At 68.5% G+C, this 26,942-nt stretch carries 26 protein-coding genes, 1 tRNA gene and 1 riboswitch; of the genes, 13 read left to right on the top strand and 14 right to left on the bottom strand.

Annotation, left to right across the window (positions count from 1 at the left end; genetic code table 11):
* The first annotated feature begins 49 nt into the window (after positions 1-49).
* The 3 genes from ACXZ1E_RS13285 to ACXZ1E_RS13275 are packed head-to-tail and all read left to right on the top strand — an operon-like array spanning position 50 to position 1,700.
* Positions 50-727 carry a hypothetical protein gene (locus tag ACXZ1E_RS13285; protein WP_458040942.1) on the top strand — a complete coding sequence of 226 codons (678 nt, stop codon included), beginning with the start codon at positions 50-52 and terminating at the stop codon, positions 725-727.
* Positions 727-1,140 (top strand): phage holin family protein, encoded by a 414-nt coding sequence (locus tag ACXZ1E_RS13280; protein ID WP_458040941.1) that lies wholly within the window; start codon positions 727-729, stop codon positions 1,138-1,140. Before ACXZ1E_RS13285 ends, ACXZ1E_RS13280 begins: the two co-directional genes overlap by 1 nt.
* Entirely contained in the window at positions 1,137-1,700 is a 564-nt protein-coding gene (locus ACXZ1E_RS13275) for a DUF3618 domain-containing protein (RefSeq protein WP_458040940.1), read from the top strand. The genes ACXZ1E_RS13280 and ACXZ1E_RS13275 overlap by 4 nt, the downstream gene beginning before the upstream one ends.
* A 191-nt stretch (positions 1,701-1,891) precedes the next feature.
* On the opposite strand, the gene ACXZ1E_RS13270 is transcribed toward ACXZ1E_RS13275, so the two are convergent.
* The 10 genes from ACXZ1E_RS13270 to ACXZ1E_RS13225 all read right to left on the bottom strand — a co-directional run bounded on the left by ACXZ1E_RS13270 (position 1,892) and on the right by ACXZ1E_RS13225 (position 12,014).
* Positions 1,892-1,967, bottom strand: a tRNA-Thr gene (locus tag ACXZ1E_RS13270).
* A gap of 286 nt (positions 1,968-2,253) precedes the next feature.
* Positions 2,254-3,819 carry an alpha/beta hydrolase gene (locus ACXZ1E_RS13265; protein WP_458351965.1) on the bottom strand — a complete coding sequence of 522 codons (1,566 nt, stop codon included), beginning with the start codon at positions 3,817-3,819 and terminating at the stop codon, positions 2,254-2,256.
* Positions 3,816-4,976: a DNA polymerase III subunit delta' gene (locus tag ACXZ1E_RS13260; RefSeq protein WP_458040939.1), complete on the bottom strand. Its 1,161-nt coding sequence runs from the start codon at positions 4,974-4,976 to the stop codon at positions 3,816-3,818. Before ACXZ1E_RS13260 ends, ACXZ1E_RS13265 begins: the two co-directional genes overlap by 4 nt.
* 225 nt (positions 4,977-5,201) lie before the next feature.
* On the bottom strand, positions 5,202-5,864 hold the full coding sequence (tmk, locus tag ACXZ1E_RS13255) for a dTMP kinase (RefSeq protein WP_458040938.1): 663 nt from the start codon (positions 5,862-5,864) through the stop codon (positions 5,202-5,204).
* A complete protein-coding gene (gene topA / locus ACXZ1E_RS13250; RefSeq protein ID WP_458040937.1) occupies positions 5,864-8,578 on the bottom strand; it encodes a type I DNA topoisomerase in 2,715 nt (904 codons plus the stop codon). The genes tmk and topA overlap by 1 nt, the downstream gene beginning before the upstream one ends.
* Positions 8,530-9,045: an Rv3654c family TadE-like protein gene (locus ACXZ1E_RS13245; RefSeq protein WP_458042934.1), complete on the bottom strand. Its 516-nt coding sequence runs from the start codon at positions 9,043-9,045 to the stop codon at positions 8,530-8,532. Before ACXZ1E_RS13245 ends, topA begins: the two co-directional genes overlap by 49 nt.
* 108 nt (positions 9,046-9,153) lie before the next feature.
* Positions 9,154-9,450 (bottom strand): TadE family type IV pilus minor pilin, encoded by a 297-nt coding sequence (locus ACXZ1E_RS13240; protein ID WP_458040936.1) that lies wholly within the window; start codon positions 9,448-9,450, stop codon positions 9,154-9,156.
* A 116-nt stretch (positions 9,451-9,566) separates the two neighbouring features.
* Complete coding sequence (locus ACXZ1E_RS13235; protein WP_458040935.1) at positions 9,567-9,770, bottom strand: DUF4244 domain-containing protein; 204 nt, start codon at positions 9,768-9,770, stop codon at positions 9,567-9,569.
* A 142-nt stretch (positions 9,771-9,912) separates the two neighbouring features.
* Positions 9,913-10,842, bottom strand: a complete 930-nt coding sequence (locus ACXZ1E_RS13230) for a type II secretion system F family protein (RefSeq protein WP_458040934.1) — start codon at positions 10,840-10,842, stop codon at positions 9,913-9,915.
* Positions 10,830-12,014, bottom strand: a complete 1,185-nt coding sequence (locus ACXZ1E_RS13225) for a TadA family conjugal transfer-associated ATPase (protein WP_458040933.1) — start codon at positions 12,012-12,014, stop codon at positions 10,830-10,832. The genes ACXZ1E_RS13230 and ACXZ1E_RS13225 overlap by 13 nt, the downstream gene beginning before the upstream one ends.
* Positions 12,015-12,462: 448 nt before the next feature.
* Here ACXZ1E_RS13225 and acs point away from each other — a divergent pair, with 448 nt between their 5' ends.
* Both acs and ACXZ1E_RS13215 read left to right on the top strand, forming a co-directional pair.
* Entirely contained in the window at positions 12,463-14,430 is a 1,968-nt protein-coding gene (gene acs / locus ACXZ1E_RS13220) for an acetate--CoA ligase (protein WP_458040932.1), read from the top strand.
* A 97-nt stretch (positions 14,431-14,527) separates the two neighbouring features.
* Positions 14,528-15,373, top strand: a complete 846-nt coding sequence (locus tag ACXZ1E_RS13215; protein WP_458040931.1) for a GIY-YIG nuclease family protein — start codon at positions 14,528-14,530, stop codon at positions 15,371-15,373.
* 5 nt (positions 15,374-15,378) lie between these two features.
* On the opposite strand, the gene ACXZ1E_RS13210 is transcribed toward ACXZ1E_RS13215, so the two are convergent.
* Positions 15,379-15,567 carry a hypothetical protein gene (locus ACXZ1E_RS13210; RefSeq protein ID WP_458040930.1) on the bottom strand — a complete coding sequence of 63 codons (189 nt, stop codon included), beginning with the start codon at positions 15,565-15,567 and terminating at the stop codon, positions 15,379-15,381.
* Between the two features lie 79 nt (positions 15,568-15,646).
* Here ACXZ1E_RS13210 and ACXZ1E_RS13205 point away from each other — a divergent pair, with 79 nt between their 5' ends.
* The 3 genes from ACXZ1E_RS13205 to ACXZ1E_RS13195 all read left to right on the top strand — a co-directional run bounded on the left by ACXZ1E_RS13205 (position 15,647) and on the right by ACXZ1E_RS13195 (position 16,761).
* The gene (locus tag ACXZ1E_RS13205; protein WP_458351964.1) at positions 15,647-15,964 is read left to right on the top strand and encodes an AMP-binding enzyme; all 318 of its coding nucleotides are present in this window, start codon (positions 15,647-15,649) and stop codon (positions 15,962-15,964) included.
* Between the two features lie 72 nt (positions 15,965-16,036).
* Positions 16,037-16,384: a PadR family transcriptional regulator gene (locus ACXZ1E_RS13200; RefSeq protein ID WP_458040929.1), complete on the top strand. Its 348-nt coding sequence runs from the start codon at positions 16,037-16,039 to the stop codon at positions 16,382-16,384.
* The gene (locus ACXZ1E_RS13195) at positions 16,381-16,761 is read left to right on the top strand and encodes a hypothetical protein (protein ID WP_458040928.1); all 381 of its coding nucleotides are present in this window, start codon (positions 16,381-16,383) and stop codon (positions 16,759-16,761) included. The genes ACXZ1E_RS13200 and ACXZ1E_RS13195 overlap by 4 nt, the downstream gene beginning before the upstream one ends.
* A 72-nt stretch (positions 16,762-16,833) precedes the next feature.
* Here the strand turns inward: ACXZ1E_RS13195 and ACXZ1E_RS13190 are convergent, their stop codons facing one another.
* A complete protein-coding gene (locus ACXZ1E_RS13190) occupies positions 16,834-17,298 on the bottom strand; it encodes an aromatic ring-opening dioxygenase LigA (protein WP_458040927.1) in 465 nt (154 codons plus the stop codon).
* Positions 17,299-17,429: 131 nt separating this feature from the next.
* On the opposite strand from ACXZ1E_RS13190, the gene ACXZ1E_RS13185 reads away from it, so the two are divergent.
* Together ACXZ1E_RS13185 and ACXZ1E_RS13180 are read left to right on the top strand one after the other, a co-directional pair.
* On the top strand, positions 17,430-18,224 hold the full coding sequence (locus ACXZ1E_RS13185; protein WP_458040926.1) for a transglutaminase-like domain-containing protein: 795 nt from the start codon (positions 17,430-17,432) through the stop codon (positions 18,222-18,224).
* A gap of 44 nt (positions 18,225-18,268) precedes the next feature.
* Positions 18,269-18,856: a hypothetical protein gene (locus ACXZ1E_RS13180; RefSeq protein ID WP_458040925.1), complete on the top strand. Its 588-nt coding sequence runs from the start codon at positions 18,269-18,271 to the stop codon at positions 18,854-18,856.
* A gap of 154 nt (positions 18,857-19,010) precedes the next feature.
* Here ACXZ1E_RS13180 and ACXZ1E_RS13175 read toward each other — a convergent pair whose 3' ends face one another.
* Together ACXZ1E_RS13175 and glyA are read right to left on the bottom strand one after the other, a co-directional pair.
* Entirely contained in the window at positions 19,011-19,895 is an 885-nt protein-coding gene (locus ACXZ1E_RS13175) for a bifunctional methylenetetrahydrofolate dehydrogenase/methenyltetrahydrofolate cyclohydrolase (RefSeq protein ID WP_458040924.1), read from the bottom strand.
* 309 nt (positions 19,896-20,204) lie between these two features.
* Positions 20,205-21,479, bottom strand: a complete 1,275-nt coding sequence (gene glyA, locus ACXZ1E_RS13170) for a serine hydroxymethyltransferase (protein WP_458040923.1) — start codon at positions 21,477-21,479, stop codon at positions 20,205-20,207.
* A gap of 35 nt (positions 21,480-21,514) precedes the next feature.
* Positions 21,515-21,599: riboswitch (ZMP/ZTP riboswitch) on the bottom strand.
* A gap of 104 nt (positions 21,600-21,703) precedes the next feature.
* Here glyA and ACXZ1E_RS13165 point away from each other — a divergent pair.
* The 3 genes from ACXZ1E_RS13165 to ACXZ1E_RS13155 all read left to right on the top strand — a co-directional run bounded on the left by ACXZ1E_RS13165 (position 21,704) and on the right by ACXZ1E_RS13155 (position 26,927).
* Entirely contained in the window at positions 21,704-23,257 is a 1,554-nt protein-coding gene (locus tag ACXZ1E_RS13165) for a family 20 glycosylhydrolase (protein WP_458040922.1), read from the top strand.
* Positions 23,254-24,552, top strand: coding sequence for an N-acetylglucosamine-6-phosphate deacetylase (locus ACXZ1E_RS13160; protein ID WP_458040921.1), 1,299 nt, complete (start codon positions 23,254-23,256; stop codon positions 24,550-24,552). Before ACXZ1E_RS13165 ends, ACXZ1E_RS13160 begins: the two co-directional genes overlap by 4 nt.
* 512 nt (positions 24,553-25,064) lie before the next feature.
* Positions 25,065-26,927, top strand: coding sequence for a sigma-70 family RNA polymerase sigma factor (locus ACXZ1E_RS13155; protein WP_458040920.1), 1,863 nt, complete (start codon positions 25,065-25,067; stop codon positions 26,925-26,927).
* Positions 26,928-26,942: the final 15 nt, after the last annotated feature.

Genomic DNA, 26,942 nt, shown 5'->3' with positions numbered 1-26,942 from the left:
TAGACAAGCTCCACCGATCTGAACGATCGGACTGAGAGAAGGAGCACTCATGTCGGAAAGTTATGACACCGCCAGCGAGGCTGGCTCGGGCGGTCAAGCCGCAGACACCTCAGGAAAGGTGGATGCGGCCAAGCGAGAAGCGGCGCATCTGAAAGACACCGCTTCCGCTGAAGCGAAAGACGTCCTTGGATCAGCGAAAGAGGAGGCATCCTCGGTCCTCGGAGAGGCGAAGTACCAGTCGAAGGACCTGTTCGCACAGACCCAGCGCGAGCTGTCGGACCAGGCCGCTACCCAACAGCAGCGAGTTGCGGAGGGCCTCCGGTCCGTCAGCGAAGAGCTCGGTTCGATGGCTTCGAGTTCTGACGGTAACGGCCTAGCCGGAGACATCGTCCAGCAGGTCTCGACTCGCCTGTCTACTGCCGCAAGCTGGCTGGGTGACCGCGACCCGGGCGCGGTCCTCACCGAGGTCAAGCGTTTCGCACGACGCAAGCCCGGGACGTTCATCCTGATCGCGGTAGTCGCTGGAGCAGTTGCAGGTCGACTCACGCGGGCACTGGCCGCGAGTGCGTCCGACGACAAAGACGCATCTGCGACACCAACGGCAGCGCTGACGACGTCTGACACGGCACCGCCAACGGAGGCCGAGGCGACACCGCCAGCGGTCTCCGACACCCCGATCTACTCGCAAACGGCACCCGCGCAGTCGTCCGTCCCGGGAGATTCGTGATGACCGATCCCACACCCTCGGAGGCGAAGGCGGCGTCTACGTCGCTCGGGGATCTTTTCGGCGAGGTATCGCGGGATATGTCGACACTCATTCGGCAGGAGGTGGCCCTCGCCAAAGCGGAACTCACAGAGTCCGCCGCCAGATCCGCCAAAGGTGCGGGGCTGGTCGGAGGTGGGGGTTATGCCGCACTGATGGGGGTGTTTTTCCTGTCCCTCGCGTTGTGGTGGGCACTCGGAACGCTCATCGGCGGCGGTTGGTCAGCAGTGGTGGTCGCCGTGATCTGGGCGGTCATCGCGCTGATCCTGTTTCTGGTCGGCCGGAGCCAATTCAAGACCGTTCAGGGCGCCCCGCAGACCATGGAAACGCTGAAAGAAATACCGGAAACACTGAAGAGAAATGAGGAGAACCGATGAGCGATTCATCCGATGAGATCCGCGCCAACATCGAGCGGACCCGCTTAGAGCTGGGCGGTGATGTGGACGCACTAGCCGACAAGGTGTCCCCCTCGAAGATCGTTGACCGGCAGGTGGACAGAGTCCGCGGCGCGTTCGGTTCCATCCGGGAGCGCGTGATGGGCAGCGCCGAGGATGCAGGATCGTCCCTGTCAGACGTGGGCTCCCACATGGGCGACGCCAAAGACCGCGCCGTCGCCAAAGCAGAAGGGAATCCGCTCGCCGTCGGACTGATCGCCTTCGGCGCGGGGCTGCTTTTCGCATCGCTGATCCCCGCTTCATCGAAGGAGAAGGAGTTGGCAGCGACTGTTGAAGAGCAGGCGCAGCCCCTGGTTGACCAGGTCACCGGCGCGGCCAAGGACGTCCGAGATCATCTGAAAGAGCCGGCGCAGGCCGCGACTGCATCCGTGAAGGAGTCCGCAGAAGACTCTGTTGCCGCGGTCAAGGATGAGGCCCACACCGCGGCCGGTGACGTGCAGGACCAGGCCCAGCAGGCGCGCGCGAACGTCGCGGGCGGCTGACCGCACACTGAGGACGGGCGGACTCACCACGGTGGTGGGTCCGCCCAGACAGAGCCCCCGGCCGATCCGGTATAGATGCCGCCGACCTCGGGAAGCCATGCGAACGTACCGGAACAGCCGAAACAGGCCGCTCACGTGTCGGCAAGGCGGCAACAACTTCGCTCAAAACTGCGTGTGGCCAGCTCGTTCTGTGGAGCCACCTAAGGGAATCGAACCCTTGACCTATTCATTACGAGTGAATCGCTCTGCCGTCTGAGCTAAGGTGGCGCGCGCCGCTTGCGCGATGCACAATCAACGATCTTACAGGCTGCCGAGTCCACCCGTGAACTGGCCGCGGCGCTCGACCCCCGCGATGCCCGCGACACCCCTTGCCGATCTGCCGGGCCGTGTGGTTTGGTACACGCCGAGTGCGCGGGTTGGTGCCGAGTGCACCCCGTAGTCGCAGCAAACAAGGGGTGCACTCGGCGACAAGGGGGCCACTCGGCGACAACAAGGGGTGCACTCGGCGACAGGATGGCGCGGCGCGGCGCGAACCGCAGCGGGGCACGCCCCGTCAGCCGCAGAGGTCGTCCGGCGGCACGATGCCGTCGATCAGATACGCCTCGACTGCATCATCCACGCACGCGTTGCCCTTGTTGTAGCCCGTGTGCCCCTCGCCCACGTTCGTCACGAGGGTTCCGGACTCGAGCTGCTCGGCCAGCGCGACCGACCAGGCGTACGGGGTAGCGGGATCACCGGTCGTGCCGACCACGAGGATCGGTGCCGCACCGGCGGCCGCGATCGGGCCACGCGTTCCGGTCGGCTCGTACGGCCAGACCTCGCACGGATCCGGGCCCGCCCAGTACGGCGCGATCGTCGGGGCTTCGGCGGCGATCCGGGCATCGGATGCATCCTGATCCGCCTGCGAACCGTCTACCGGGTAGTCCATGCAGTTATACGCACGGAATGCCTCGGCCGAGTTGTCGATGTACGCGCCGCCCTCGCGACCGTTGTAGAAGTCCGCGAGATAGAACGCCGTCTCGGGGTCGCCCTGCAGCGTCTCGCTGAGCGCCTGGGTCAGAAACGACCAGTTCGCCTGCGAATATAGGGCGGCGATGATCGCCGTGACCAGGCTGTCTGCACCGAGCTCGCGCCCGTCACTCGCCGGCAGCGGCGTGCGGTCGACGCTCGCGAGCAACGCGCCGAGATCGGCCATGGCCTGATCGACCGAGCCGCGGAATGGGCATTCCTGGGTCGTCAGACAGTCGGCCATGTACGCGCGCAGGGCTTTCTCGAACCCGACGGCCTGCTCGGTGCCGACCTCGAGACCCGAGATGGACGGATCGATCGCGCCATCCAGCACCATCCGTCCCACGTTCTCGGGGTAGAGCTCGGCGTATGTAGCGCCGAGGAACGTGCCGTACGAATAGCCGAGGTAGTGCAGCTGGTCATCGCCCAGCACACCCCGGAGCAGGTCCATGTCGCGCGCGGCGTTCGTGGTCGTGATGAACGGCAGGATGCCCTGACTGTTCGCCTCGCACGCCTCGGAGAACGCGGTGTTGCGGTCGGTGAGCTCGGCCTCCCACTCGGCCGACCCACGGGGGTTGGCGGGGATGTCGTACAGGTAGGCGTCCATGTCTGCCGCGTCGAAACACGCCACCGCCGTGGACTCCCCCACCCCGCGCGGGTCGAACCCGATGATGTCGTACGACTCCTGCAATGCCGAGCCGACCGCGAAATCGAGAGAGTCACGCACGAGGGCAACACCACTCGCGCCCGGACCGCCGGGGTTGGTCAAGAGCGACCCGATCCGCTCGGTCCCCGTCGCAGTCGACCGGATGACGGATAGCCCGATCGTTCCCGCCACCGGATCCTCCCAATCGAGGGGCGCCGTCACGGTGGTGCACTCGTAGCCGCCGCAATCCGTCCAGGAGAGCTGCTGCGCGTAGAACGCGTCGAGATCGCTCGGGTCCTCGATCGCCGGGGCGGACGAGGTCGGCTCTTCGGGGATAGCCGCGTAGAGGCATCCGCTCAACATCACGGACGCGGCCACGAGAGCAATCGAGGCACGGATGATGCGGCGAGCGTGACGTGCGGGGCCAGCGGTACGCATCAAGCCCAGGTGTTCGGTGCGGGTCACGAGATCCTTCCGGTCGCCGCGGTCACGAGCATGCTCTCCAGAGCGAGAGCCGGTGCGGCATTCTGTTCAAGGTTACGACGAGTCATCTGCAGCTGATCGAGCACGTCGAGCGTCCGTTGGGGAGTCCACGCGGATGCTGCGGCTCGCAGTTCGGGCTCGAGTTCGATGTTCACGAGGTCGGTGTCGCGGCCATACTGCAGCATCACGATGTCGCGGAACACCGACTGCAGGTCGGTGAGCACCCGGTCGATTCCGTCTCGCAGGCTCCGGGTAGCCCGGCGCTTCTGGTCGTCGTCGAGCGCGTGGAGCTGCGAGCGCACAGACGGCGGCACAGCCTGGCCCTCGGTCACGCCGATCGTGCGGAGGAACTCGGCGCGCTCGGTCGCGTCGCGCTCGGCAGTGAGGGCCTTCGCATCGTCGGTCGCGACCTCGACGATGCGGGCGGCGACCGCCACGACATCACCGACGTTACGAACGGCCAGAACCGCGCGGAGCGTTTCGTCTCGACGTGCACGGGCGGACTCGTCGGACGCGAGACGCTGGGCCATGCCGATGTGCCGTTGCGCGTGGCGTGCGGCCTGCTCGGCGATCTCGGGCGATGCGCCCGTCCGCTCGGCGACGAGCCGCGCGACGTCCGCGACCTCGGGCTCACGCAAGCGAACCGAACGGACGCGCGAGCGGATCGTCGGCAGCAGGTCGGCCTCGCTCGGCGCGCACAAGACCCACACGGTGCGCTCGGGAGGCTCTTCGAGGGACTTGAGCAGGACGTTGGAGGTGCGTTCGGTCATTCGGTCCGCGTCTTCCACGACGATCACGCGGTAGCGGCCGAGAGAGGGCGAATAGGCGGCACGCTCGACGAGCTTTCGTGCCTCGTCGATCGTGATGATGACGCGTTCGGTGCGGAGCGCCGTGAGGTCGGGATGCGTGCCGGCCAACACCTGACGCATCGCGCCCTCGTCGTGTTCGTCGTTCGCGATGAGCGCGGCGGCAAAGGCGTAAGCAAGCGTCGAGCGCCCCGATCCTGGCGGGCCCGTGAGAAGCCAGGCGTGCGTCATCCCCTCGGAGTCGCCGCGCGCGGCCGCGGAGAGCGACGCGACGGCGGCGTCCTGACCCCAGACGGCGCCCCAGGGAAGGGCTGCGGGAACGGGGCTGGGCACTCCTCCAGACTAGCCGCGGCTCCGGACGCGGGCGGGCTCGCAACCATGTCCCACTTCCCCGGCTGCGTGTCCCGCTTTGTTGCGCTAAACGGCGGCTATTCCGGGGGAAAGTGGGACAAGCCGGACGGGCGTGTCCCACTTTCCCCCGCACAGCGCGGTCCATACCGAGCGAAACTGGGACACGGTCGGCGGGAGGGGACCGACTCCATCTACGGGGTTGGTGCCCTACAACAGGGGTTCGATGCGCGCGCGCATCCGATCGGCGAGCTCGGCCGCCGGCAGCGTCGCGTCCAGCACGAGAAAACGCTCGGGCTCAGCCGACGCGAGGTCGAGGAAGGCCGCGCGCACCCGCGTGTGGAAGTCTTCGCGCTCGGCCTCGAGCCGGTCGAACGGCTTGTCGTCGGCGTCGAGCCGCGCGCGGGCTGCCGCGGGGTCCAGGTCGAGCAGGATCGTCACATCGGGCAGTTCCCCGCCCGTCGCCCAGAGCGACAGGTCGCGCACCTCGGTTGCATCGAGCACACGCCCGGCCCCCTGATAGGCGACGGATGAATCGAGGTAGCGATCCTGCACGACCACGTCACCCCGCTCGAGCGCGGGAAGCACCAGCGTCTCGACGTGCTGCGCCCGGTCGGCCGCGTACAACAGTGCCTCGGCGCGCGGCGCGACCTCGCCCCGGTGATGCAGCACGATGTCACGGATCAGCACACCGACTTCGGTGCCGCCCGGCTCGCGCGTACGGACGACGGTGCGACCGGATGCCTCGAGCCATTCCTGCAGCAGAGCCGCCTGGGTGGTCTTCCCGGCGCCGTCGCCGCCCTCGAGCGTGACCCACAGGCCCGGGCGCGAAGCCGGGCGCGACGTTTCCGCCGCACCCCCGGCATCCGTCATCACTTCTTCTTCGCGGGCGCCTTGCGAGCCGCCGGCTTGCGCGCGGTGCGCTTGGGCGCGGGGCCCTTGGCACGCTTGTCGGCGAGGATCTGCACGGCGCGCTCGAAGTCGATGTCGTCGACCGACTCGCCGCGCGGGATCGTCGCGTTGGTCTCGCCGTCCGTGACGTAGGCGCCGAAGCGTCCGTCGCGGATGCGGATCGGCTTGCCGCTGACCGGGTCCGCTTCGAACTCCTTGAGGGCGCTGGAGGGGCGACGCGCACCGTACTTCGGCAGCGCGTACACGGCGAGCGCGCCGGGCAGGTCGATGTCGAAGATCCGCTGCTCGTTCTCGAGCGAACGCGAGTCCGTCCCCTTCTTCAAGTACGGACCGTAGCGGCCGTTCTGCGCTGTGATGACCTCGCCCGACTCGGGATCGGTGCCGACCGTGCGGGGCAGCTCGAGCAGGCGGAGGGCCGTGTCGAGGTCGATCGTGTCGACCGACATGCTCTTGAACAGCGACGCCGTACGGGGCTTGGGCGCGACTTCCTTCTTCGCACCGCGCTTCTTCGGGGCCGGTGCGTCGACGACCTCGCCGGTCGACTCGTCCACGCCCGCGGGCTCTTCGGGCTCGAGCTCTTGTACGTACGGGCCGTAGCGGCCGTCCTTGACGACGACGAGCTTGTGCGTCTCGGGGTGCTCGCCCAGCACACGGTCGCCGGCGACGGGCGCCTCGATGAGCTCCTGCGCCTTCGCGGGCGTCAGCTCGTCGGGCGCGAGGTCTTCGGGCACGTTCACGCGGCGCGGGTCGGCATCCGGGTTCTCGGCGTCGACGACCTCAAGATACGGGCCGTACTTGCCGATGCGGAGCGTCACACCATCCGAAACCGGGCGCGAGTTGAGCTCACGCGCGTCGATCTCGCCGAGGTTATCCACGATGTTGCGCAGGCCCGCGTGGCCCTCAGAGCCGAAGTAGAAATCGCGCAGCCACGACACGCGACCCTGCTCGCCGCGCGCGATCGCATCGAGGTCATCCTCGAGGGCGGCCGTGAAGTCGTAGTCGATCAGGTCGGGGAAGTTCTCTTCGAGCAGCCGCACGACGCTGAACGCGATCCAACTCGGCACGAGAGCCTGCCCGCGCTTGGTCACGTACCCGCGGTCGAGGATCGTGTCGATGATGCTCGCGAAGGTCGACGGGCGGCCGATGCCCTTCTCTTCCAACGCCTTGACGAGGGATGCCTCGGTGTAACGCGGCTTCGGGGTCGTGGCGTGGCCCTTGGGCTCGACCTCGGTGACCGTCAGTGCGTCGCCCACGGCGACCTGCGGCAGCGACTGGTCGTCGGCCTTGTCGGCGTCGCCGCGCTTCTCGTCGCGTCCCTGTTCGTAGGCCTCGAGGAAGCCCTTGAAGGTGTAAACGGTGCCGGATGCGGTGAACTCGACGCGGCGAGCGCCCGCCGCGACCTCGAGGGTCACAGTGGTGGTCTCGTACTTGGCGTCGGCCATCTGGCTCGCGACGGTGCGCTTCCAGATCAGGTCGTACAGGCGCTGTTCGTCGCGATCGAGCGATCCGGTCAGCGAAGACGGCGTGCGGAAGTGCTCACCCGAGGGACGGATCGCCTCGTGCGCCTCCTGCGCATTCTTGCTCTTGCTCTTGTAGACGCGGGGGTTGAGCGGCACGGCCTTGTCGCCATACAGCTGCACGGCCTGCTCGCGCGCCGCCTGGATCGCCTGCGTACCCAGCGACACCGAGTCGGTACGCATATAGGTGATGTAACCCTTTTCGTAGAGCCGCTGGGCGACGCTCATGGCGTGCTTGGCGCTCATCGAGAGCTTGCGGCCGGCCTCCTGCTGCATCGTCGAGGTCGTGAAGGGCGCGTACGGGCTGCGCGTGCCCGGCTTGGCTTCGACCTTGCTGACGGATGCCTCACCCGCCGTCTGCACGTCGGTTGCCAGTTCGCGGGCCGCGGCCTCGTCGAGCACGACGACGGCCTTCTTCAGCTGACCCTTGTCGTCGAAGTCGGTTCCGCGGGCGATGGCGGCGCCGTCGATACGGACGAGCTTGACGCCGAAGGCGGACGCATCCTTCTCGACCTGCGCCTCGATGTCCCAGTAGTTGGCGCCGACGAACGCGATGCGCTCGCGCTCGCGGTCGACGACGAGACGCGTCGCGGCGGACTGGACGCGGCCGGCCGAGAGGGCGGCACCGTTGCTGCCCGAGCCGATCTTGCGCCAGAGCACGGGCGAGACATCCCAGCCGTACAGGCGGTCGAGGATGCGGCGAGTTTCTTGAGCGTCCACGAGGTCGTGATCGAGCTCGCGCGTCTTCTCGACGGCGGCCTGGATGGCGTCCTTGGTGATCTCGTGGAAAACCATGCGCTTGACGGGAACCTTGGGCTTGAGTGCCTCAAGCAGATGCCACGCGATGGCTTCGCCCTCGCGGTCCTCATCTGTGGCGAGCAGGAGTTCGTCGGCGCCCTTGAGGGCGCGCTTGAGCTCGGCGACGGTCTTCTTGCCGCGGTCGCTCTCGACGTAGAAGGGGGCGAAGTCGTTCTCGATGTCGATCGAGTACTTGCCGACCGAGGTCTTCTTCAGGTCGGCGGGGATGTCCTTCTTGTCGGCGAGATCACGGATGTGTCCGACAGACGACAACACTTCGTAGTCGTCTCCGAGGTACGACTGGATCGACTTCATCTTCGTCGGAGACTCGACGATGACGAGCTTCTTGCTGGTGGCCACGGGGGTCCTTTCTCCGATGCACACCATACACACCAGAGACTGTGAGCCGGGTTGGGGCGGCGCGGCGCCTCGTCCGGGGCGAGTCGGCGACGCCTCGGCGACACGGTGGATTCGGGCCGACGCGACTGAGGAGATCTACACAGGCAGCCCGAATCGACGGAGTCGCGGGGCGGTCCCGCCCGGGCGCGCGCCACCGCCGCCATACCCGCGAACAACACCTCGACGCTCACGATCGCGTCGAGGTCCTCGGTGCCGCACGAGAGCAAGCGCGCACCGGATGCCTCGGCTACCTCCGCCGCGCGTTCGCACGGCTCACCCGGCAGCGCTCCCGACACGGTGTCGGCCGCGGCGATCGCGGCGTTGTCGGCAGCCCCGGCAGCACGGCGAGCGGCCACGGCCGCACCACCCGTCGCCGCGAGCCCGACTGCGAGGGTCGCGCTGACGAGCATGGACCCGACGACGAGCATTGCGCCCGCCATCAGCAGCGCCCCGGCATCTGGCGGAGCATCTGGCGGAGCATCAAGCGGCCGCCCGCCGCGTTTCGGGCCATCAGCCCTCCCGCCGTGTTCCGGGCATCAGCGGCCGCCCGCCGCGGCGCAGGCCCGAGCCGAGACATCCAGTCCCGTCGCGGCGAGGCCGGGCACCGCGACCGGTGATGTCAGCGTGACGCATAGGAGTCGACCGCTCTCGTCAACCCGCAGGTCGGCGCCGCCCGCCAGGCGCCCGACCAGGGCCTCCGCGGGCTGTGGCTCTCCGCGTGCGATCAGGCGGGCAGCATCCGCCGCTGCTCCCTGCAGGCGCACCGTCTGCGACCCCGCCGCCAGCGCGCCGACGCCCACCACGATCACGAGCAGAGCGGCGGGAAGGGTCACGGCGAACTCGGCCGCGACGGAGCCGCGGTCATCGAGCGGAGCCCGGCCTCGGACATCCCGCCAGTGGCGTCGATCCCCGCGGCGACTGGCCCGGTGACCCGACCCGCGACGCACGGTCAGGCCACCGTCAGGGCACGCCGGACGAGATCGGTCAGGATGCCGCGCACCTCGTCGCTACGCATGATCACGACGAGCAGCCCGGCGAAGGCGACCGCCGCCATCGTGGCGATCGCGTATTCGGCGGTCGCGGCTCCGGCGTCGTCCTCGAGGAGGCGGCGCCGGGCGGCTCGAACGGCGCGAGGGCTGAAGGGATCTTTCATGGTGTACCTCTCTATATGTGGTCAGTTCGAACAATGGCCCCGTCGTCCGGGACGCTGGATGGGTTCCCCTGGCACTTGTTGCGACGACCTGTGGCCGCGAGCGACAACGAGTGCCAGGCGAGCAGTGCGGTGGGTCCTTTCTTCAGAGGGCGGGGAGGTCGGTGGTGCCGAGAATCGAGAGCACGAGCGGCGCCACGGCAAGGAGAAGGAAGGACGGCAGCGTGCAGACCCCGAGGGGCAACAACAAGCGGGTCCCGAGTTTCGAGGCACTCAGTCGGCCATCCACTCGGGCGCGGTGACGGGCACTCGCGGATTCGGCGCGGAGCAGCTCGACCGCCGGGACACCCGCCGCGCGCGAGAGGTCAAGAACCTCTTGCACGGCCGGAGGGATGACCGTCTGCGTGTCGCCACGGCCGGGGTCCACGGCCGCACGCGCACGGCCGATGTGCACCGCAGCGGCGTCGATCGATGCCCCACCACTCAGAGCGATCGCGAACAGCTCGGCGTCGAGACCCGGGAGTCCCGGCTCGGGCCGTGCGCGTCGAATGAGCTGTGCGGTCCACACTCGCGCACCGACGACGAGCGTCAGTCCCGCTACGAGGCACGCGATCCCCCGCGGATCGGTGAACAGGATGCTGACAGTGTCGAACCCGAGAGCCGCACCCATCAGCAGACCGACCCCCGGCAGCCACAGCATCAGGCGCGCCGTCGCAGCCGGCTCGGCGAGGGCGACAGTAACGTCGTCGCGTGCTTCGGCGGCGTCCCGCAACCCGAGGGCGAAGGAGCGCAACGCCTCGGCGAGCGCCGCACCGACCGCGGACGCCACCGCCCACGCGACCGCCAGTTCGCGCCACGACTCACCCCGAACCGCGATCGCGGCGGCCACGGACACGCCCCGGTCGAGGTCGGCGAGCACGGCAGCGGCCGAAGCATCCCTGTCCGCCAGGTACCGCCAGACGGCGTGCGGCGCGACGCCCGCCTGCAGCAGGACGGCCGCACGGCGCGCGACCTCGGCGACCTCGGCGGGGCCCGCGTCGCGAACGGCCCGGGTGCGCCGCCTCACGAAAGCCACGGCGCCTGCTCCACGATCGCGAGCCGCCCGTTCTCCACGCTGAGGCGCCCCGCGCCCATCAGCGTGCGGGTGCCGTCGGCGGCGCGACCGACGTGCACGACCGCTCCGATCGCGCTCACGGCCTGCCGGGCCAGGGCGCCATCGTCGAGCCCCGCGAGCGCTCCGAGCGCCTCGAGCCGAGCGGGCACTTCGCGCAATCCGCTCGCGTGTACGGTTCCCGCACCCCCGTCGTGACCGGTGTTCAGCGCGGCGAGTAGCTCGCGTACCTCATCGCCCCGGCACTCCCCCAGCACGAGCCGATCCGGACGCATCCGCAGTGCTTCGCGAACGAGGCGGGCGAGCCCGATCCCACCCGCACCCTCGAGGTTCGGTTGCCGTGCTTCCAATGCAACGTGGTGCGGGTGAGCGATCGTGAGTTCGGCGACGTCCTCGATCGTCACGATGCGCTCAGAGGCGGGCGCGGCAGCGAGCAGCGCGGCCAGGAGGGTCGTCTTCCCGCTGCCCGCGGCGCCGGTCACGAGCACGTTCACACGGTCGGCGACGAGCGAGCGAAGCCAGGCGGCAGAACCCGGCTGAGCGCGAAACATACCCCGCACGTCGAGATCGTCGAGCGTCGGCCGCACCACCCGCGGAATGCGGATCGAGAGGGTCGTGCCCGCCGTCGAGATCGGCGGCAGCACGGCGTGAATGCGCATCCCGGACGCCAACCGCACGTCCACACACGGACTGGCCTCATCGACGTGACGTCCGCCGAGCCCGATCAGCCCGAGCGCGAGCTCACGCACCGCATCTTCGTCGGCACGCCACAGCGGGTCGCGGATCGCGCCGACGCCCCGGTCGACCCAGAGCCCGCGCGAACCGTTGACGAAGACATCCGTCACATCCGGATCGTCCAGGTAGGCGACCAGCGGCGCAAGTTGGGACGGATGCTCGGATGGTCCGGCCGTCGCGGGCGCCGCAGCCGCGAACGTCCGCTCCGTATCCGCATCGTGCACGAAATCCATCCCGGTGGATCTGCTGACGTGCTCGAAGGCGGGTACGAATCCACCGGTCCGCCGATCCACGTCATGTTGCGCGAAATCATGTCGTCGGAGATCGACGGAGACCCGTTCGTGCCCCGCCGCACGCACGACGACGTCAGGCGGCGGCGCGGGCACGAAGGGTGGGGGCATGCAGCGAGGTTAGGAAAGCGCGCGCCCCCTACCCCGCGCCCACCCCCGTTTGGTGGACCTGCCCCCTGATTCGCACGCTGGGGAGGACGAGCACGAGCCGCGTTGACCGCGCCGGACGGCAGAAAAGAGAAGGCGGCATCCCGTGGGGGGAACGGGATGCCGCCCAGCAACGTCCGCACGAGGGGACGTCGCAATGCCAGAATCGAATGTTCGGCCGCAAAGAGCATACGCATGAAATCCGAACGCATCCCGCCAATTCGGGCAGATGATGCGGTATATCAGTGCGAGGATGTCAGGGGCCCTGCGATCGGACCCGCCGAGCATGACCGACAGCACCCGCAACACCCACTTTCGGCGGTAGTCCCTCGTCCGAAAGCGCCGGTACATTCGCAGAGACGATCCCCGGCGTCCCCGAGCGCCGAGGTGACACGCAAAGGAGCGCGCATCCATGTCCAGCCAGATCGACCACCTCTACAACGAGACCCGGCACTTCGCCCCACCCGAGGGCTTCGCCGATACAACGGCCGCCGCGGCGCTCTACCCAGCCGCGGCCGAAGACCGCGAAAGCTTCTGGGCCGATCAGGCCCGCGATCTGCTGCACTGGTCCAAGCCGTTCACGCGCACGTTGGACTGGACCAACCCGCCTTTCGCGAAGTGGTTCGACGACGGTGAGCTGAACGTCGCCTACAACTGCCTCGACCGCCACGTCGAGGCCGGCAACGGTGACCGGGTCGCGCTGTACTGGGAGGGCGAGCTCGGCGACGACCGTCGCATCACGTACGCCGAGCTGACCGACGAGGTCAAGCGCGTCGCCAACGTGCTCGAGGGTCTCGGCGTCGAGGCGGGCGACCGCGTCGCGATCTATCTGCCGATGATTCCCGAGGCCGTCGCATCCATGCTCGCGGTCGCGCGCCTGGGCGCCATCCACTCCGTCATCTTCGGCGGGTTCTCCGCCGACAGCCTGCGTTCGCGCATCGACGACGCGGGCGCGAAGGTCGTCATCACGGCGGATGGCGGCTACCGCAAGGGCAAGGTCTCGCCCCTCAAGCCCGCCGTCGACATGGCCCTCGCCGCCCGCAACGGACTTGGCCCCCAGGCGAGCGTCGAGCATGTGCTCGTCGTCAAGCGCGGCAAGAACGACGTCGACTGGACTGAGGGACGCGACGTGTGGTGGCACGATGCGGTGCCCCAGGCATCCGTCGACCACGTGGCGCAGCCCTTCCCCGCCGAGAACCCGCTCTTCATCCTCTACACCTCCGGCACGACGGGTAAGCCGAAGGGCATTCTGCACACGTCGGGCGGATACCTCACCCAGGCCGCCTTCACGCACCGCAACGTCTTCGACCTGCGCCCCGAGACGGATGTCTACTGGTGCACGGCGGATGTCGGATGGATCACCGGCCACTCGTACGTCGCGTACGGGCCCCTCGCCAACGGCGCGACACAGGTCATTTATGAGGGAACGCCCGACACGCCGCATCCGGGTCGATGGTGGGAAATCATCGAAAAGTACGGCGTGAGCATCTTCTACACGGCGCCCACCGCCATCCGCTCGTTCATGAAGCTCGGGCGCGCGATCCCGCAGAAATTCGACCTGTCGAGCCTGCGCGTGCTCGGCTCGGTCGGTGAACCCATCAACCCCGAGGCGTGGATGTGGTACCGCGAAGTGATCGGCGCGAACAAGACGCCGATCGTCGACACCTGGTGGCAGACCGAGACGGGCGCCATCATGATCTCGGCCCTGCCCGCCGTCACGACAACGAAGCCCGGCAGCGCTCAGGTGCCGATTCCGGGCATCTCGATCGACGTGGTCGACGACGCGGGCGAGCACGTCGGCACCGGCAACGGCGGTCTGCTCGTCGCGACCGAGCCCTGGCCGAGCATGCTGCGCGGCATCTGGGGCGACCCGGACCGCTACGTCGAGACCTACTGGGAGAAGTTCGCCGACAAGGGCTTCTACTTCGCCGGCGACGGCGCGCGACTCGACGACGACGGCGACATCTGGCTGCTCGGCCGGGTCGACGACGTCATGAACGTCTCGGGGCACCGTCTCTCGACGGCCGAGATCGAATCGGCGCTGGTCGCGCACGAGGCAACCGCTGAGGCGGCCGTGGTCGGGGCATCCGATGAGACCACCGGTCAGGCCGTCGTGGCGTTCGTGATCATCAAGCAGAGCTACCTCGACAAGCACTCCCCCGACGGCCTCGCGCAGGGCTTGCGGGCGTGGGTCGGCGAGCAGATCGGCCCGATCGCGCGTCCGCGGGACGTCTACATCGTCGCCGAACTCCCGAAGACGCGTTCCGGCAAGATCATGCGTCGCCTGCTGCGGGATGTCGCCGAGGGCCGGGATGTCGGAGACACCACGACGCTCGCCGACACGGCCGTGATGAGCGTGATCAGCGCGCAGGTGCGCTGATCGAGCGCGCCCCGAATTTGCCGCCCGCCGCGTCGCCTACGCGCCGTCATGTCGGAGCTGGTGGATACGCTGAGGCCAGCCGAAGGGGTGAGTCATCATGCTTCATGATGCGATGGAGAAAGTCCTGCTCGAAGCGGGGCGACCGCTGAAGAGCAATGAAATTGCCGAGCATATCAACACCCGCGGTCTTTACGACAAACGGGACGGTTCGCCTGTCCAGCCGGACCAAGTTCGCGCACGGGCTCGGAAGTGTTCGCACCTGTTCGCCCAGGCGACTGGGACGATCGGCCTAACCCAATGGGGCGGGTCACCGCTGGCACAGTTGACCCTGCCGAAGCCGAGCAACAAAGTCGCGGCGTCACGTGCCACCGTCGTGCGGACATTACCGCGCGCCGACCCCTCGAAACTTGACGCAGCTCTTCTCGATCCGACTTCATTCCAGGCCGCCGGAAACATCGACCTTGAGGTTCCGGATCGTCCTGGCTTCTATGCGATCCGAGTGGGCGACAAGAGCGCCTTGCCTGAGCTGTTCAAGATCCTCAGCGAGAGTCGTGATCACGATTTGATCTACATCGGTATCGCCAGCCAGAGTCTGAGCCGCCGCTTCGTTGGCCAGGAGCTTCGAGGACGAGGGCATGGCACTTTCTTTCGAAGCATCGGAGCACTCCTCGGCTACCGACCTCCGACGGGGAGCCTGATCGGGAAGGGCAACACGAGGAACTATAGGTTCGCGCCGGCAGACAACCAAGCGATCGTCGACTGGATCAATGCGAACCTCCTCGTCAACTGGGTCGAGTTCTCCGGAGCTCACGCGGTCGAAGAGTTGAAACTCATCAGGAAGCACTTGCCGCTGCTCAATCTGCAGGGCAACCCTGCCGCGCTTCCCCAATTGAAGGAGCTGCGAGCAGAATGCGTCAGGCTAGCCAACCTCGCCGTGGTGTAGGTGCGCTACACATACTCGATCACGATGATGGCGCGCACATACATCGGGAACTCACCGCTCGCGACAGTGGACAGCGCCACAATACGATGATCCGGTTGCTCGGCAAGCGCGGCGTCGATACGGTCCTTGAGCGACCCCGCTAGATCGTTGTCCAATCGAACCTCGATGACTTGCTGAGATGCGCTGAGTCCCATTTGCTTCCTCCTGGTTTGGTATTGCCCTGAGAGTAGCGACCAGCGCCGACAGCCCGTCGACTCACATAGGCAACGACCCTTGACGCCGCTGCTTCGTTCGTCACTTTCGAGTTCCACCGGCCAGGCGGTCGTGGCGTTCGTGATCATCAAACAGAGCTACCTCGACAAGCACTCCCCCGACGGCCTCGCGCAGGGCCTGCGCGCCTGGGTCGGCGAACAGATCGGCCCGATCGCGCGTCCGCGGGACGTCTACATCGTCGCCGAACTCCCGAAGACACGTTCCGGCAAGATCATGCGTCGCCTGCTGCGGGATGTCGCCGAGGGCCGGGATGTCGGGGACACCACGACGCTCGCCGACACGGCCGTGATGAGCGTGATCAGCGCGCAGGTGCGCTGACTCCGTCACGCCCGAGCGAAAGGGTTTCAGGAACTATTCCAGTTCATAACTAGTACGTGATACGTTCTAGTTATGAGTTCGGATAGATCGATCGGCGACTGGTTTCGGTCAGCGCTCCCCCTACTCCTTCTCACTCACCTGTCCACCGGGCCCAACCACGGGTACGGCCTGATGGAGTCGCTGAGAGCACAGGGGTTCGAGGTGAAGGGGGCCACGGTGTACCCACACCTCAACCGACTGCAGGAAGACGGCCTGATCGAGTCCGCGTGGCATGCCCCCGACAACGGGCCAGCCCGCAAGGTCATGACGATCACGGCATCGGGTCGGGATCGACTGCTCGTGCTTCGCGACGACTGGATCCGATTTCGAGACGATATCGACACCGCGCTGAGCGCGACCGCACAAGGAGAAACCGAATGACCTACTACGCCGACCTCGCGGGTGCCCTGCGGGCACGCAAGAACACCGAAGCGCAGGTTCTCGATGTTCTCCTGACGGTCAGAGAAGCAAGTACCGCCAGTGGCGCCGCACCCGAGGCCGAGTTCGGACCCGCCCCGGAGTATGCGCAGAACTACACGGGCTCGCGCAATATGACGTCAGCCCAGGTCATGTATGCGGCCGCCCTGGTCGCTTCGATCGTCACACTCGTGGTGCTGCGGATCACGGTCTTCCGCGGAGTCGAACTCCTCCCCTGGGGTGCGCTGCAGGGCATCGGGGTATTCGTCGTGATCGGCGTGATCGGCGAGGTCGTCACGAGAAAGTTGAGCCGCAGGCTGCCCCGGGGATTCCGGCCGTGATGAGCGCGACGAGCGTGCGGGCGCGCTGACACTCCGCCTCGGCGCAGGTGGAGCCAGCGCAGCCGACGTCGCCTAGTTCTCGCTCGCGCGGCGCAGCTGCGATCCCACGACCACGAAGAAGGCGCCGAGCCCGGCGACGAGCGCACTCACGCCATACGCGAGCACAGAGGTCATCAGTGAGGTGCGGAGCGACGCCGCGGTTGCCAGTGCGGCGCTCTGACCGCGCAGCTTGCCCTCCTCCTCACTGCCCTTCTCGACGGTGCGGAGCGCGTCGCTGATGTCGGCGAATGTGCGTCCACCCGCCCCGCGTTCGGCGTTGCCTCTAATCACGACGGCCTGGACATAGGCGGTGACCGGGCCCCGCACGGGCCTGCCCGCAAGAATCGGCGCGTTGCCCGGGACGGTGATCTTCTCGGCGCGCAGCTGCGTGGTCACGGCGAACCAGGCCCCCGAGCCCGCGACGGCAAGAAACGCGCCCGCGGCGACCGTGAGTCCGCCGACGCGGCGCAGGGCAGAGATCGGAGGGAGGGATGCCATGGGGTGTCCTTTCGGGCGCGGATGTCTCCACGCATCCTGGCATGCGCCGCCGCGTTACCGCGCCCTCGAAAGGCCGTCAACCCCCCGCATCCGTTCATACGAATGACACACCGCGCTGTCATGATCGACAGATGAAGCGAGACGTCGGCGCACGCATGACACTCACGGTCACCCAACCGGCCGAGTTGATCTTCTCGATGGCTGTCGCAGCGGGTGCGGATTTCGCATCCGAACGACTGCTCGTGAGCCTGGACGGCGCGGCCGTCGAGGCCGAAGAATTCGTCGATTCGCACGGCACGCGCCTGCACCGGGTCGAGGTCGGCACGGGCGAACTCGAGGCGAGCTACACCGCGACCATCCTGGGGCAGATGCCCGAAGAAGAGCTGGTCCCGACCGACCTGATCCGCTACCTTCGGCCGAGCCGCTACTGCGAGTCCGACACCCTCGCGCCGACCGCGGCCGCGGAGTTCCAGGGCCTCGAGGGCATCGATCTGCTCGACGCGGTCAGCTCGTGGGTGGGCACACGCCTCTGGTACGTCAGCGGCTCGAGCCTGCCGACAGACGGCGCCGTGCGCACGCTGCTCGCCCGCCAGGGAGTCTGCCGCGATTACGCGCACCTCTGCGTCGCGCTGCTGCGGGCTCGCAATGTGCCCGCGCGGCTCGTCTCGGTATACGCGCCGGGCCTGTCGCCCATGGACTTCCACGCCGTCGCCGAGGCCTACGTCGACGGAGCCTGGCACGTCGTCGATGCCACAACCCTCGCGCCCCGCAGCACCATGGTGCGGATCGCGACCGGGCGCGACGCATCCGACACCGCGTTCTTGACCACGCAGCGCGGGGGCGTCGACTTCCACTCGCTCGAGGTCACCGCGGTCGTCGACGAACTGCCGAACGACGACGTCACAGCGCTGGTGCGCCTGGGCTGAGCACGAGGTCGCATCCGCCGGCGGGCGCGTGGCACGCTGGAGCCATGCGCAAATGGATCGTGCGGTTCGTCTCGCTGTACCTCTTCAACCTCGTCGTGCTGTGGCTGATCGGGCTGCTGCTCGCGTCGGTGTCGGTCGGCTGGGCTGCATTCTGGGCTGCGATCGTGCTGACTGTCGCGACACTGTGGATCAAACCGCTCATCACCCGGTGGTTCCGGGGCATGGCCGCACGCTCGGCGAATCAACGCACCAAGATCGGCGAAAAGCTGACGCAGTACGTCCTCGTGCTGATCGTGGCCGTGGTCGTGTGGGTTCTCGTCGTTCTGCTGACGTCGGTCCGGGTGGAGGGCTGGTTCTGGGGCTGGGGTCTGCCGCCGGTCGCACTGCTGATCGCCTGGGCGATCTACGACGCGATCGATGACCGTGTCGAGGCGCGCGCCGGGCTCGTCTACGACTCGGCGGCCGCAAAGCTGGGTCGGCACACGAAGGTCAAAGGGACGACGGATGCCTCGGCGACGCCGACTTCCAAGGAACAGATCTCCGGGACACCGGGCGCCGGCGCATCCGATCGCCACGGGCTGAAGGACGGCCTCACCGACGAGCAGCGCCGCATGCTCGACGAGCTCGGCTGAGGCGGCTCGCGCAGCCGCACGTCCACCCGCCGCGCGCGCACCGCAACAGGTCACTTCGACCAGCTCAGTGACCGGCCCGCGGGTACCGAGAGCGGATGCAGCGCCCGCAGCTGCCCGGGGCCGGCCGCGGCGCGTCAGGCGACGGAGCGCTCGGTCAGGCGACGGAGCGCTCGGCGGCCTCGACGACGTTCGTCATGAGCAGGGCGACGGTCATGGGTCCGACGCCGCCGGGGTTGGGCGAGAGCCATCCGGCGACCTCAGCGACGGCGGGGTCCACGTCGCCGTAGACGGCCGACTTGCCCGTCTCGGGGTCGGGCTCGCCGCGCGTCACGCCGACATCGAGCACCGCGGCACCCGGCTTGACATCTTCGGCGCGCACGAGGTGCTTGACCCCCGCGGCCGCGACCACGACATCCGCCTGACGGATGTACGACGGGATGTCGGGGGTTCCGGTGTGGGTGAGCGTCACGGTCGCGTTGACCTCGCGGCGCGTCAGCAACAGGCCGATCGAACGCCCGATCGTGACACCGCGGCCGACGACGACGACGTGCTTGCCCGCGAGGTCGTAACCGCTGCGGCGCAGCAGCTCGATGACCGCACGCGGAGTGCATGGGAGGGGCGACGTGATCTCGCTGTTGACGTTCAGCACGAGACGCCCGAGGTTCGTCGGGTGCAGGCCATCGGCATCCTTGTCCGGATCGATCCGCTCGAGGATCGCGTCGGTGTCGAGGTGCTTCGGCAGCGGCAGCTGCACGATGTAGCCGTGGCACGCGGGGTCGGCGTTGAGATCGTCGATGACCTTCTCGACGTCCTGCTGCGTCGCGTCGGCGGGCAGTTCGATCTGGATCGAGTTCATCCCGATCGCCTCGGACTGGCGGTGCTTCATGCCCACGTAGAGCTGCGATCCGGGGTCGGCGCCCACCAGCACGGTCGCGATCCCGGGCGTGACGCCGCGGGCCTTCAGCGCTGCCACGCGTTCAGTCAGCTCGCCCTTGATCGCCTCAGCCGTTGCCTTACCGTCAAGCTTCTTCGCCGTCATCGTGTCTCCCATCGTCGGTCGTCCGCGCCTCTTCGCTGCGGGACTGCGCTGTGTCGGACCGAGCACCTCACGGGTCGGCCAAATACCTATGTCGATAGTTACTCTACCGGCGCCGGCCAACCGCCGATAGGTTCACAATTCAGTCCATCGGCGGGGCAGTCCCACCTCGACTCGCGGAATCACGCGAGGTGCGGCTGGGAGCGCCTACGAGCAGACTGAATTGTGAGCGCGCCGGACGACGGATGCGGCGGACAGATGCCACGACGGATGGCCCGGTCAGGCCATCCCCGCGGCGCCAGCCGACCGGCGCTACTGCTCGAGCCCGGGGTACAGCGGGAACGCGGCCGTCAGCGCGGCGACACGCGCCCGCAGCGCCTCGACCTCGGAGTCCGGCAGCAGCGCGAGCGCGATGATGTCGGCGACCTCGGTGAACTCCGCGTCGCCGAAGCCACGTGTCGCGAGGGCGGGTGTGCCGATACGCAGACCCGACGTCACCATCGGCGGACGCGGGTCATTCGGCACCGAGTTGCGGTTGACGGTGATGTGGATGTCGTGGAGAAGATCCTCGGCCTGTTGCCCATCGATCTGGGCATCGCGAAGGTCAACGAGCACGAGGTGCACGTCGGTTCCGCCCGAGCGGACGCCGATGCCCGCGGCCGAGACATCCGGCTGCGTCAGGCGCTCGGCGAGGATGTGCGCGCCGCGGAGCGTCCGCTCCTGGCGGTCACGGAACGCGGGGGTCGCCGCGAGCTTGAACGCGGTCGCCTTCGCGGCGATCACGTGCATGAGCGGCCCGCCCTGCTGGCCCGGGAACACCGCGGTGTTGATCTTCTTCGCCAGATCCGCGTCGTTGGTCAGGATGAATCCGGACCGCGGGCCGCCGATCGTCTTGTGGACGGTCGACGAGACAACGTGCGCGTGCGGGAACGGTGAGGGATGCAGCCCCGCGGCGACGAGCCCCGCGAAGTGCGCCATGTCGACCCACAGGTACGCGCCGACCTCGTCGGCGATCTCGCGGAAGCGGGCGAAGTCGAGCTGACGCGGGTACGCCGACCACCCGGCGATGATGACCTTCGGCTTGTGTTCGACGGCGAGCGCGCGCACCTCGTCCATGTCGATGAGGGATGTCTCGGGGTCGACGCCGTACGCGACGATGTTGAACAGGCGGCCCGAGAAGTTGATCTTCATGCCGTGGGTGAGGTGCCCACCGTGGTCGAGCGAGAGGCCGAGCAGCGTGTCGCCCGGGCGGGCGATCGCGTGCAGCACGGCGGCGTTCGCGGTTGCGCCCGAGTGTGGCTGGACGTTGGCGAAAGCCGCACCGAACAGGCTCTTGGCCCGCTCGATCGCGAGCTCTTCGGCGACGTCGACCTCTTCGCATCCGCCGTAGTAGCGGCGTCCGGGGTAGCCCTCGGCGTACTTGTTCGTCAGCACCGAGCCCTGCGACTCGAGCACCGAAACGGGCACGAAGTTCTCGGATGCGATCATCTCGAGGTATCCGCGCTGGCGGTCGAGCTCGCGCTGCAGAACCTGTGCGATCTCGGGATCGACTTCGGAGAGCGGGGCGTTGAAGAGCGGATCGGTCATTGCAACCTCCAGAACGACGGCATCGGCAGAAATTCCGCATCGGCCCAGGCGAACGGCCGAATACCGTAGTCAGTCGCTCCCCGGTGGTCACCCACCCGAACGCCAGTCGCGACACCGCGAGTCTAGCGGATGCGCCGACATCCGTTCTCTCCCGATGTCCCCCGATGACGGCCGCGAGAACCGCGGCGTAGCGGCCGGGCTCGGGGTTTGTTAGGTTTCCTTACATGATCCCCTATCCGGCGCATGTCGAGCCCGGTGACGGGGCGCTGCTTCTCGACGCGGCACTCGTGATTCACGCGGGGGCAAGGGCATCGCACGAGGCACAGGAGTTGGCGCGGGCCATCACGGTACGAACCGGGCTGACGCCGACGGTACGGACGTCCGAAGCCGCCGACACATCTCCCGGCCCATCGACGATCCGGCTCCGCCTCGACCCGGACACCGGGCTCGGTGCGGAGGCGTACACGCTGCGGACGGATGCCTCGGGTGCCGAGATCGTCGCCGCCACGACCGCGGGCCTCCAATACGGAGCCCAGACGCTCGTCCAGACGATCGCGACCCCCACCCATGACGCGACCCCCACCGACGACGCGACCCCCACCCATGACGCGACCCCCACCCACGACACGAGCTGGCACCTCCCCCACCTGACGGTCGAGGATGCCCCGCGCTTCGCCTATCGCGGCATGATGCTCGATGTCGCGCGGCAGTTCTTCTCCGTCGAGGACGTGTGCGCCGTCATCGACCGGGCCGCGAGCCTCAGACTCAACCACCTGCACCTGCACCTCAGCGACGACCAGGGATGGCGCCTGCAGATCGACGCCTGGCCCCGGCTGACCGGGCCCGGGACCGACGCGTCCGGGGGCTTCTACAGCAAGGACGACTACCGGCGCATCGTCGAGCACGCCGCCGCCCGGCACATGACCGTCGTGCCCGAGATCGACATGCCCGGACACACCCACGCGGTCGGCATCGCGTACCCCGAGCTGGTCGAAGCCCCGGTGATCACCGAAATGTTGCGCGCGCAGGTCGCCGAACTCGGTCAGGCCGTGCCCGAGACGGGTGTGCCGTTCACGGGGTGGGCGGTGGGGTTCTCGTCCCTGCGGATCGGCGATGAGACGGTCGATCGGTTCGTGCACGACGTGCTCCGCGAACTCGCCGAGCTGACGCCCGGGCCATACCTCCACATCGGGGGCGATGAGGCCCTCGGCACCGCGCCCGCCGACTTCGCCGCGTTCGTGCGCCGCACCGCCCAGGTCGTCCGCGAGGTCGGCAAGGTCCCGATCACCTGGCAGGAAGCCGGGGCCGCCCCGGAGCTGCCGGCGGGCACGATCGGGCAGTACTGGGGCTTCGTCGCCCCGCAAGATGGCCACGACGACCTCGCGCGCGCCTTCGTACGAAACGGTGGCGGAGTCATCCTGTCCCCCGCGGACGCGGTGTACCTCGACATGAAACCCGATGCCGAGAGCACGCTGGGGCTCATCTGGGCGAACGGGCACACGAGCCTCCGCCGCGCCTACGACTGGGAGCCGCTCGCGGTAGTCGAGGGGCTCACCGAACACGACATCCTGGGGGTCGAGGCGGCTCTCTGGACCGAGACCGTCGAGACTCTCGCCGACATAGACGCCCTCGTCTTTCCGCGGATCGCGGCCGCCGCGGAGATCGCGTGGTCCACCCCGCCCGCGATGTCGTCGGCGCGCACGTGGGCGTCCTTCCGCGAGCGGGTCGATGCCCTCACCCCCGCCTGGCGGGCCGCGGGAATCGGTGGGGCGCAATGAGCTTCATCGTGCACTCGGCCCGGCTGGTGGCGCCCACCGGGGCCACGGCGGCGGGCAACACACGCGCCGGCGGCGCATCGTCCGACATCGTGCGGGACGAATCGGATGCCTGGCTGCGCGTCGACGGCGGGATCATCACCGCACAGGGAACGGGCCACGCCTGGCGTGCCGCAGCGCACGACCACGACCGGATCGTGGATGCCGCCGCCACGGCAGGCCCGGGCGCGGTGCTCACACCGGGCCTCATCGACATCCACGTTCACGGTGGCGGGGGCGCGTCGTACGACGGCATTCGCGCCAGCGCTCGTGGGGCCTCTGACGGCGGGGAGGCGACCAGCGGTGCGGCCGAGGACGACCCGGATGCCGCGATCGTCCACGCCCTCGCGACGCACGCCGCGCACGGCACAACGCGCGCGGTGCTCTCGCTCGTCACCGCACCCGTGGCCGACCTCGAGCGGCGCGTCCGCCGCATCGCGCGACTCAGCGAGACTCAGCCGGGCATACTCGGTTCGCACCTCGAGGGGCCCTTTCTCGACCACGACCGCCGCGGCGCGCACGACCCCGCGGATCTGAGGGCGCCGAACGCCACCGACGTCGAGCGGCTGCTCGGCGCGGGTGCGGGGACGGTGCGCCAGGTGACGCTCGCGCCGGAGAATCCGGGCGCGATCGAGGCGATTCGCCAGATCGTCGCGACCGGCGCGGCAGCCGCAATCGGGCACACGGGCGCGGATGCGGCGACGGCCCGTGCCGCGTTCGACGCGGGAGCCACGATCGTGACCCACGCTTTCAACGCCATGCCGGGCCTGCACCATCGCGAACCGGGGCCCGTCGCCGCCGCCGCGATCGACGAACGGGTCACCCTCGAGGTCATCGCCGACGGTGTGCACCTCGACCCCGCCGTCGTGCGCCTGCTGTTCCGCATGGCGCCCGGACGCATCGCGCTCATCACCGACGCAATGGCCGCGGCGGGCGCCGACGACCGCGACGCGAACTGGCTTCTCGGGTCGCGCGCCGTCGAGGTACGGGATGGCATCGCACGACTCCGCGGCAGCGACACCATCGCCGGATCGACCCTGACATCGGATCGCGCGTTGCGGGTCGCCATCCGATCCGGCGTGCCCCTGACGGACGCGGTACGTGGACTGACGGCAACGCCCGCGCGCGCCGTCGGACACCCCGAACTCGGGACATTGGATGGCGGGGCCCCGGCGGATCTCGTCCTGTGGGATCGGGACTTCGCCGTCCGCGCCGTGTGGCGGGCGGGCGAACCCGTGCCGCGGGCCGGCGCGTCCTGACCTCGTCTTCAGCATCCCCATGCCTCGGATCGGGTTCGCGCCGGCTGCTTCCCCATGAGTCCCGCGGCGTCGAGATGAGGCGGGGCGTGGATCCGGATCGGCCTCCCCCCGGATGACCTTCCGAAAGCCACGCCCCGCAGCTGCGACGTCCAGCGCCGCAGCGACTTCGCACCATCCCCCCGGAAGGAGCGAAGCGCGTCTCTCACCCAAGAGATGCCTGACGAGGGAGTTCATTACGCGAGTTGTGGAATCTTTTTCGAGTCACCCGCGAAGGCGCCCCTCCCGCTCGGGTCCCCGTACGTGGACAATGGGGAGAACTGCGTCATAAAACGGCTGCCATCGCGTCTCTCTGAGTGAGACGAATACCGGGCACCCGTCCTCTGCGGCGGGGACGTTCTCGGGAACGACAGATCCGATGGGCTGTTCGATTCGGCGAACTCAGCCCACCCGGGAGCGGGCCGCGCGAAACGGGCCGCGGGAAACGGGCGACACGACACCTACGGGGATTCTGCATGGAGAACGACGAGGGCGACACGACGCCGACAGGCGACGGCGACGCCGACCTCGTTCTGCGTGCGCGCTCGGGCGATGGCGAGGCCTATGCCGAACTCTGGCGACGTCACTTCCGGTCCGGCATCACCGTCGCACGATCGATCACGAGTTCTCTCGACGCCGACGACCTGGTGCAAGAGGCCTATGCGCGGATTTACCAGTCCATCCGCAAGGGCGGCGGGCCCACGGGGTCGTTCCGCGCCTACCTCTTCACGAGCATCCGCAACACGGCGGCGGGATGGGGTCGTGCCCGCCAAGAGACCACGATCGACGAGCTCGATGCCGTCGCAGACCCCGCCTCGACGCCCGAGGCGGCGGCGGACGCACTCGATCACGGACTGACGCATCGCGCGTTCCGCAGCCTGCCCACACGGTGGCAGGAGGTGCTCTGGTACTCCGAGATCGAGGGCATGAAGCCCGCCGAGATCGCACCCCTGCTGGGCCTGAAACCGACGGCCGTGGCACAGCTGGCGTTCCGCGCCCGCGAAGGCCTCCGCGAGGCATGGGTGCAAGCGCATCTGCAAAGCGTCGTCGACGGCTCGGACTGTCAGTGGACCATCGAACGATTGGGCTCCTACGCGCGCGGCAACCTGGGACCGCGCGATACGCGTCGCGTCGATGAGCACCTGCACGAGTGCGCACGGTGCGCGATCGTCGCTGCGGAGGCGAAGGATGTCTCGTCCCGCCTCGCCCTCGTGTTGCTCCCCCTCACGATCGGCATCGCGGGCGCATCGAGCTACCTCGCGGCGTTGCAGGGCGGAGGCGCCCCGATCGTCGCCCTCGCGGCCATGCCGTCGACACTGACGCCCGGTGCGGTCACCGTCGCGGGCGGAAGCGGCGTGACGACGAGCGGTGCGGGCTCTTTCGCGGGCTCCTTTGCCGGCGGCTCTGTCGGGACGGCGGGCGGCGCGGCTTCGGGTGGCGCTGCGGCCTCGAGCGGCGCTGCGGCTTCGAGCGCCGGTGCGGCGGCAGGAGCCGTTGCCGCGGGCACGGCGACGGCCGGCGCGGCAGGGATCTTCTCGGCCGCGGGGGTCGCGGTCGCAATCGCGGTGGGCGCCGTGGTCGTTACCGGATCCGTCCTCGGGGTCACGCTGGGGCCGTCCTTCTTCGCACCCACGACAGCCGAGCCGGGTTCGGTCGCGGCCGTGGCGTCTCCCTCACCGTCGTCCGCGCCCTCACCATCGGCTCTGCCGTCCACGGAGGCCAGGGAGGTTCCGGTTGACAGTTCGCCCGGTCCCGCCGTAGAACCGGTGGCCCCGGTCTCACCCCCCAGCCGTCAGGCCCGCCCGCCGTCATCGAACCCAGCACCGAGCACCGACCCGGCTCCCCCGCCGACGTCCTTCGATCCGGTAGACCCGGTCGATCCCGTCGATCCCGTCGACCCGGTCGACCCCGTCGACCCGGTCGATCCGGTTGACCCCGTCGACCCGGTCGATCCCGTCGATCCCGTCGATCCCGTCGACCCGGTCGATCCCGTCGACCCGGTTGACCCGGTTGACCCCGTCGATCCCGTCGACCCCAACCAGCCCGCAATTCCCCCGGGCGGGCCCACCGAGTTCTCCGTCACGAGCACGTTCACCCTCGCCGGAGCCACCCTGAACATCTCCGTCGTCGGAGAAGAGGGCGCCACCCTCTCCGTGGACGTCGACGGGACCATGCGCTCCACCGTCATGCTCGGCCCGGGCGGCGTCGGCGAGTTGTCCGTGCCGTTCTCCCTCCTCGAATACACGCTCGCGCCGGTCACCGTCCGCTACGTCCCGACGAGCGGATCACCGATCGAAGTCGAGGGTTCGTCCGCGCTGGTCTGGGATCTGACGAACTGACCCCCGCTCGTAGAC

The organism is Pacificispira sp. HM-600, assembly GCF_977993705.1.
Note: the sequence above shows the minus strand (reverse complement) of the source record. Positions and strands in the feature narration are given on the sequence as shown.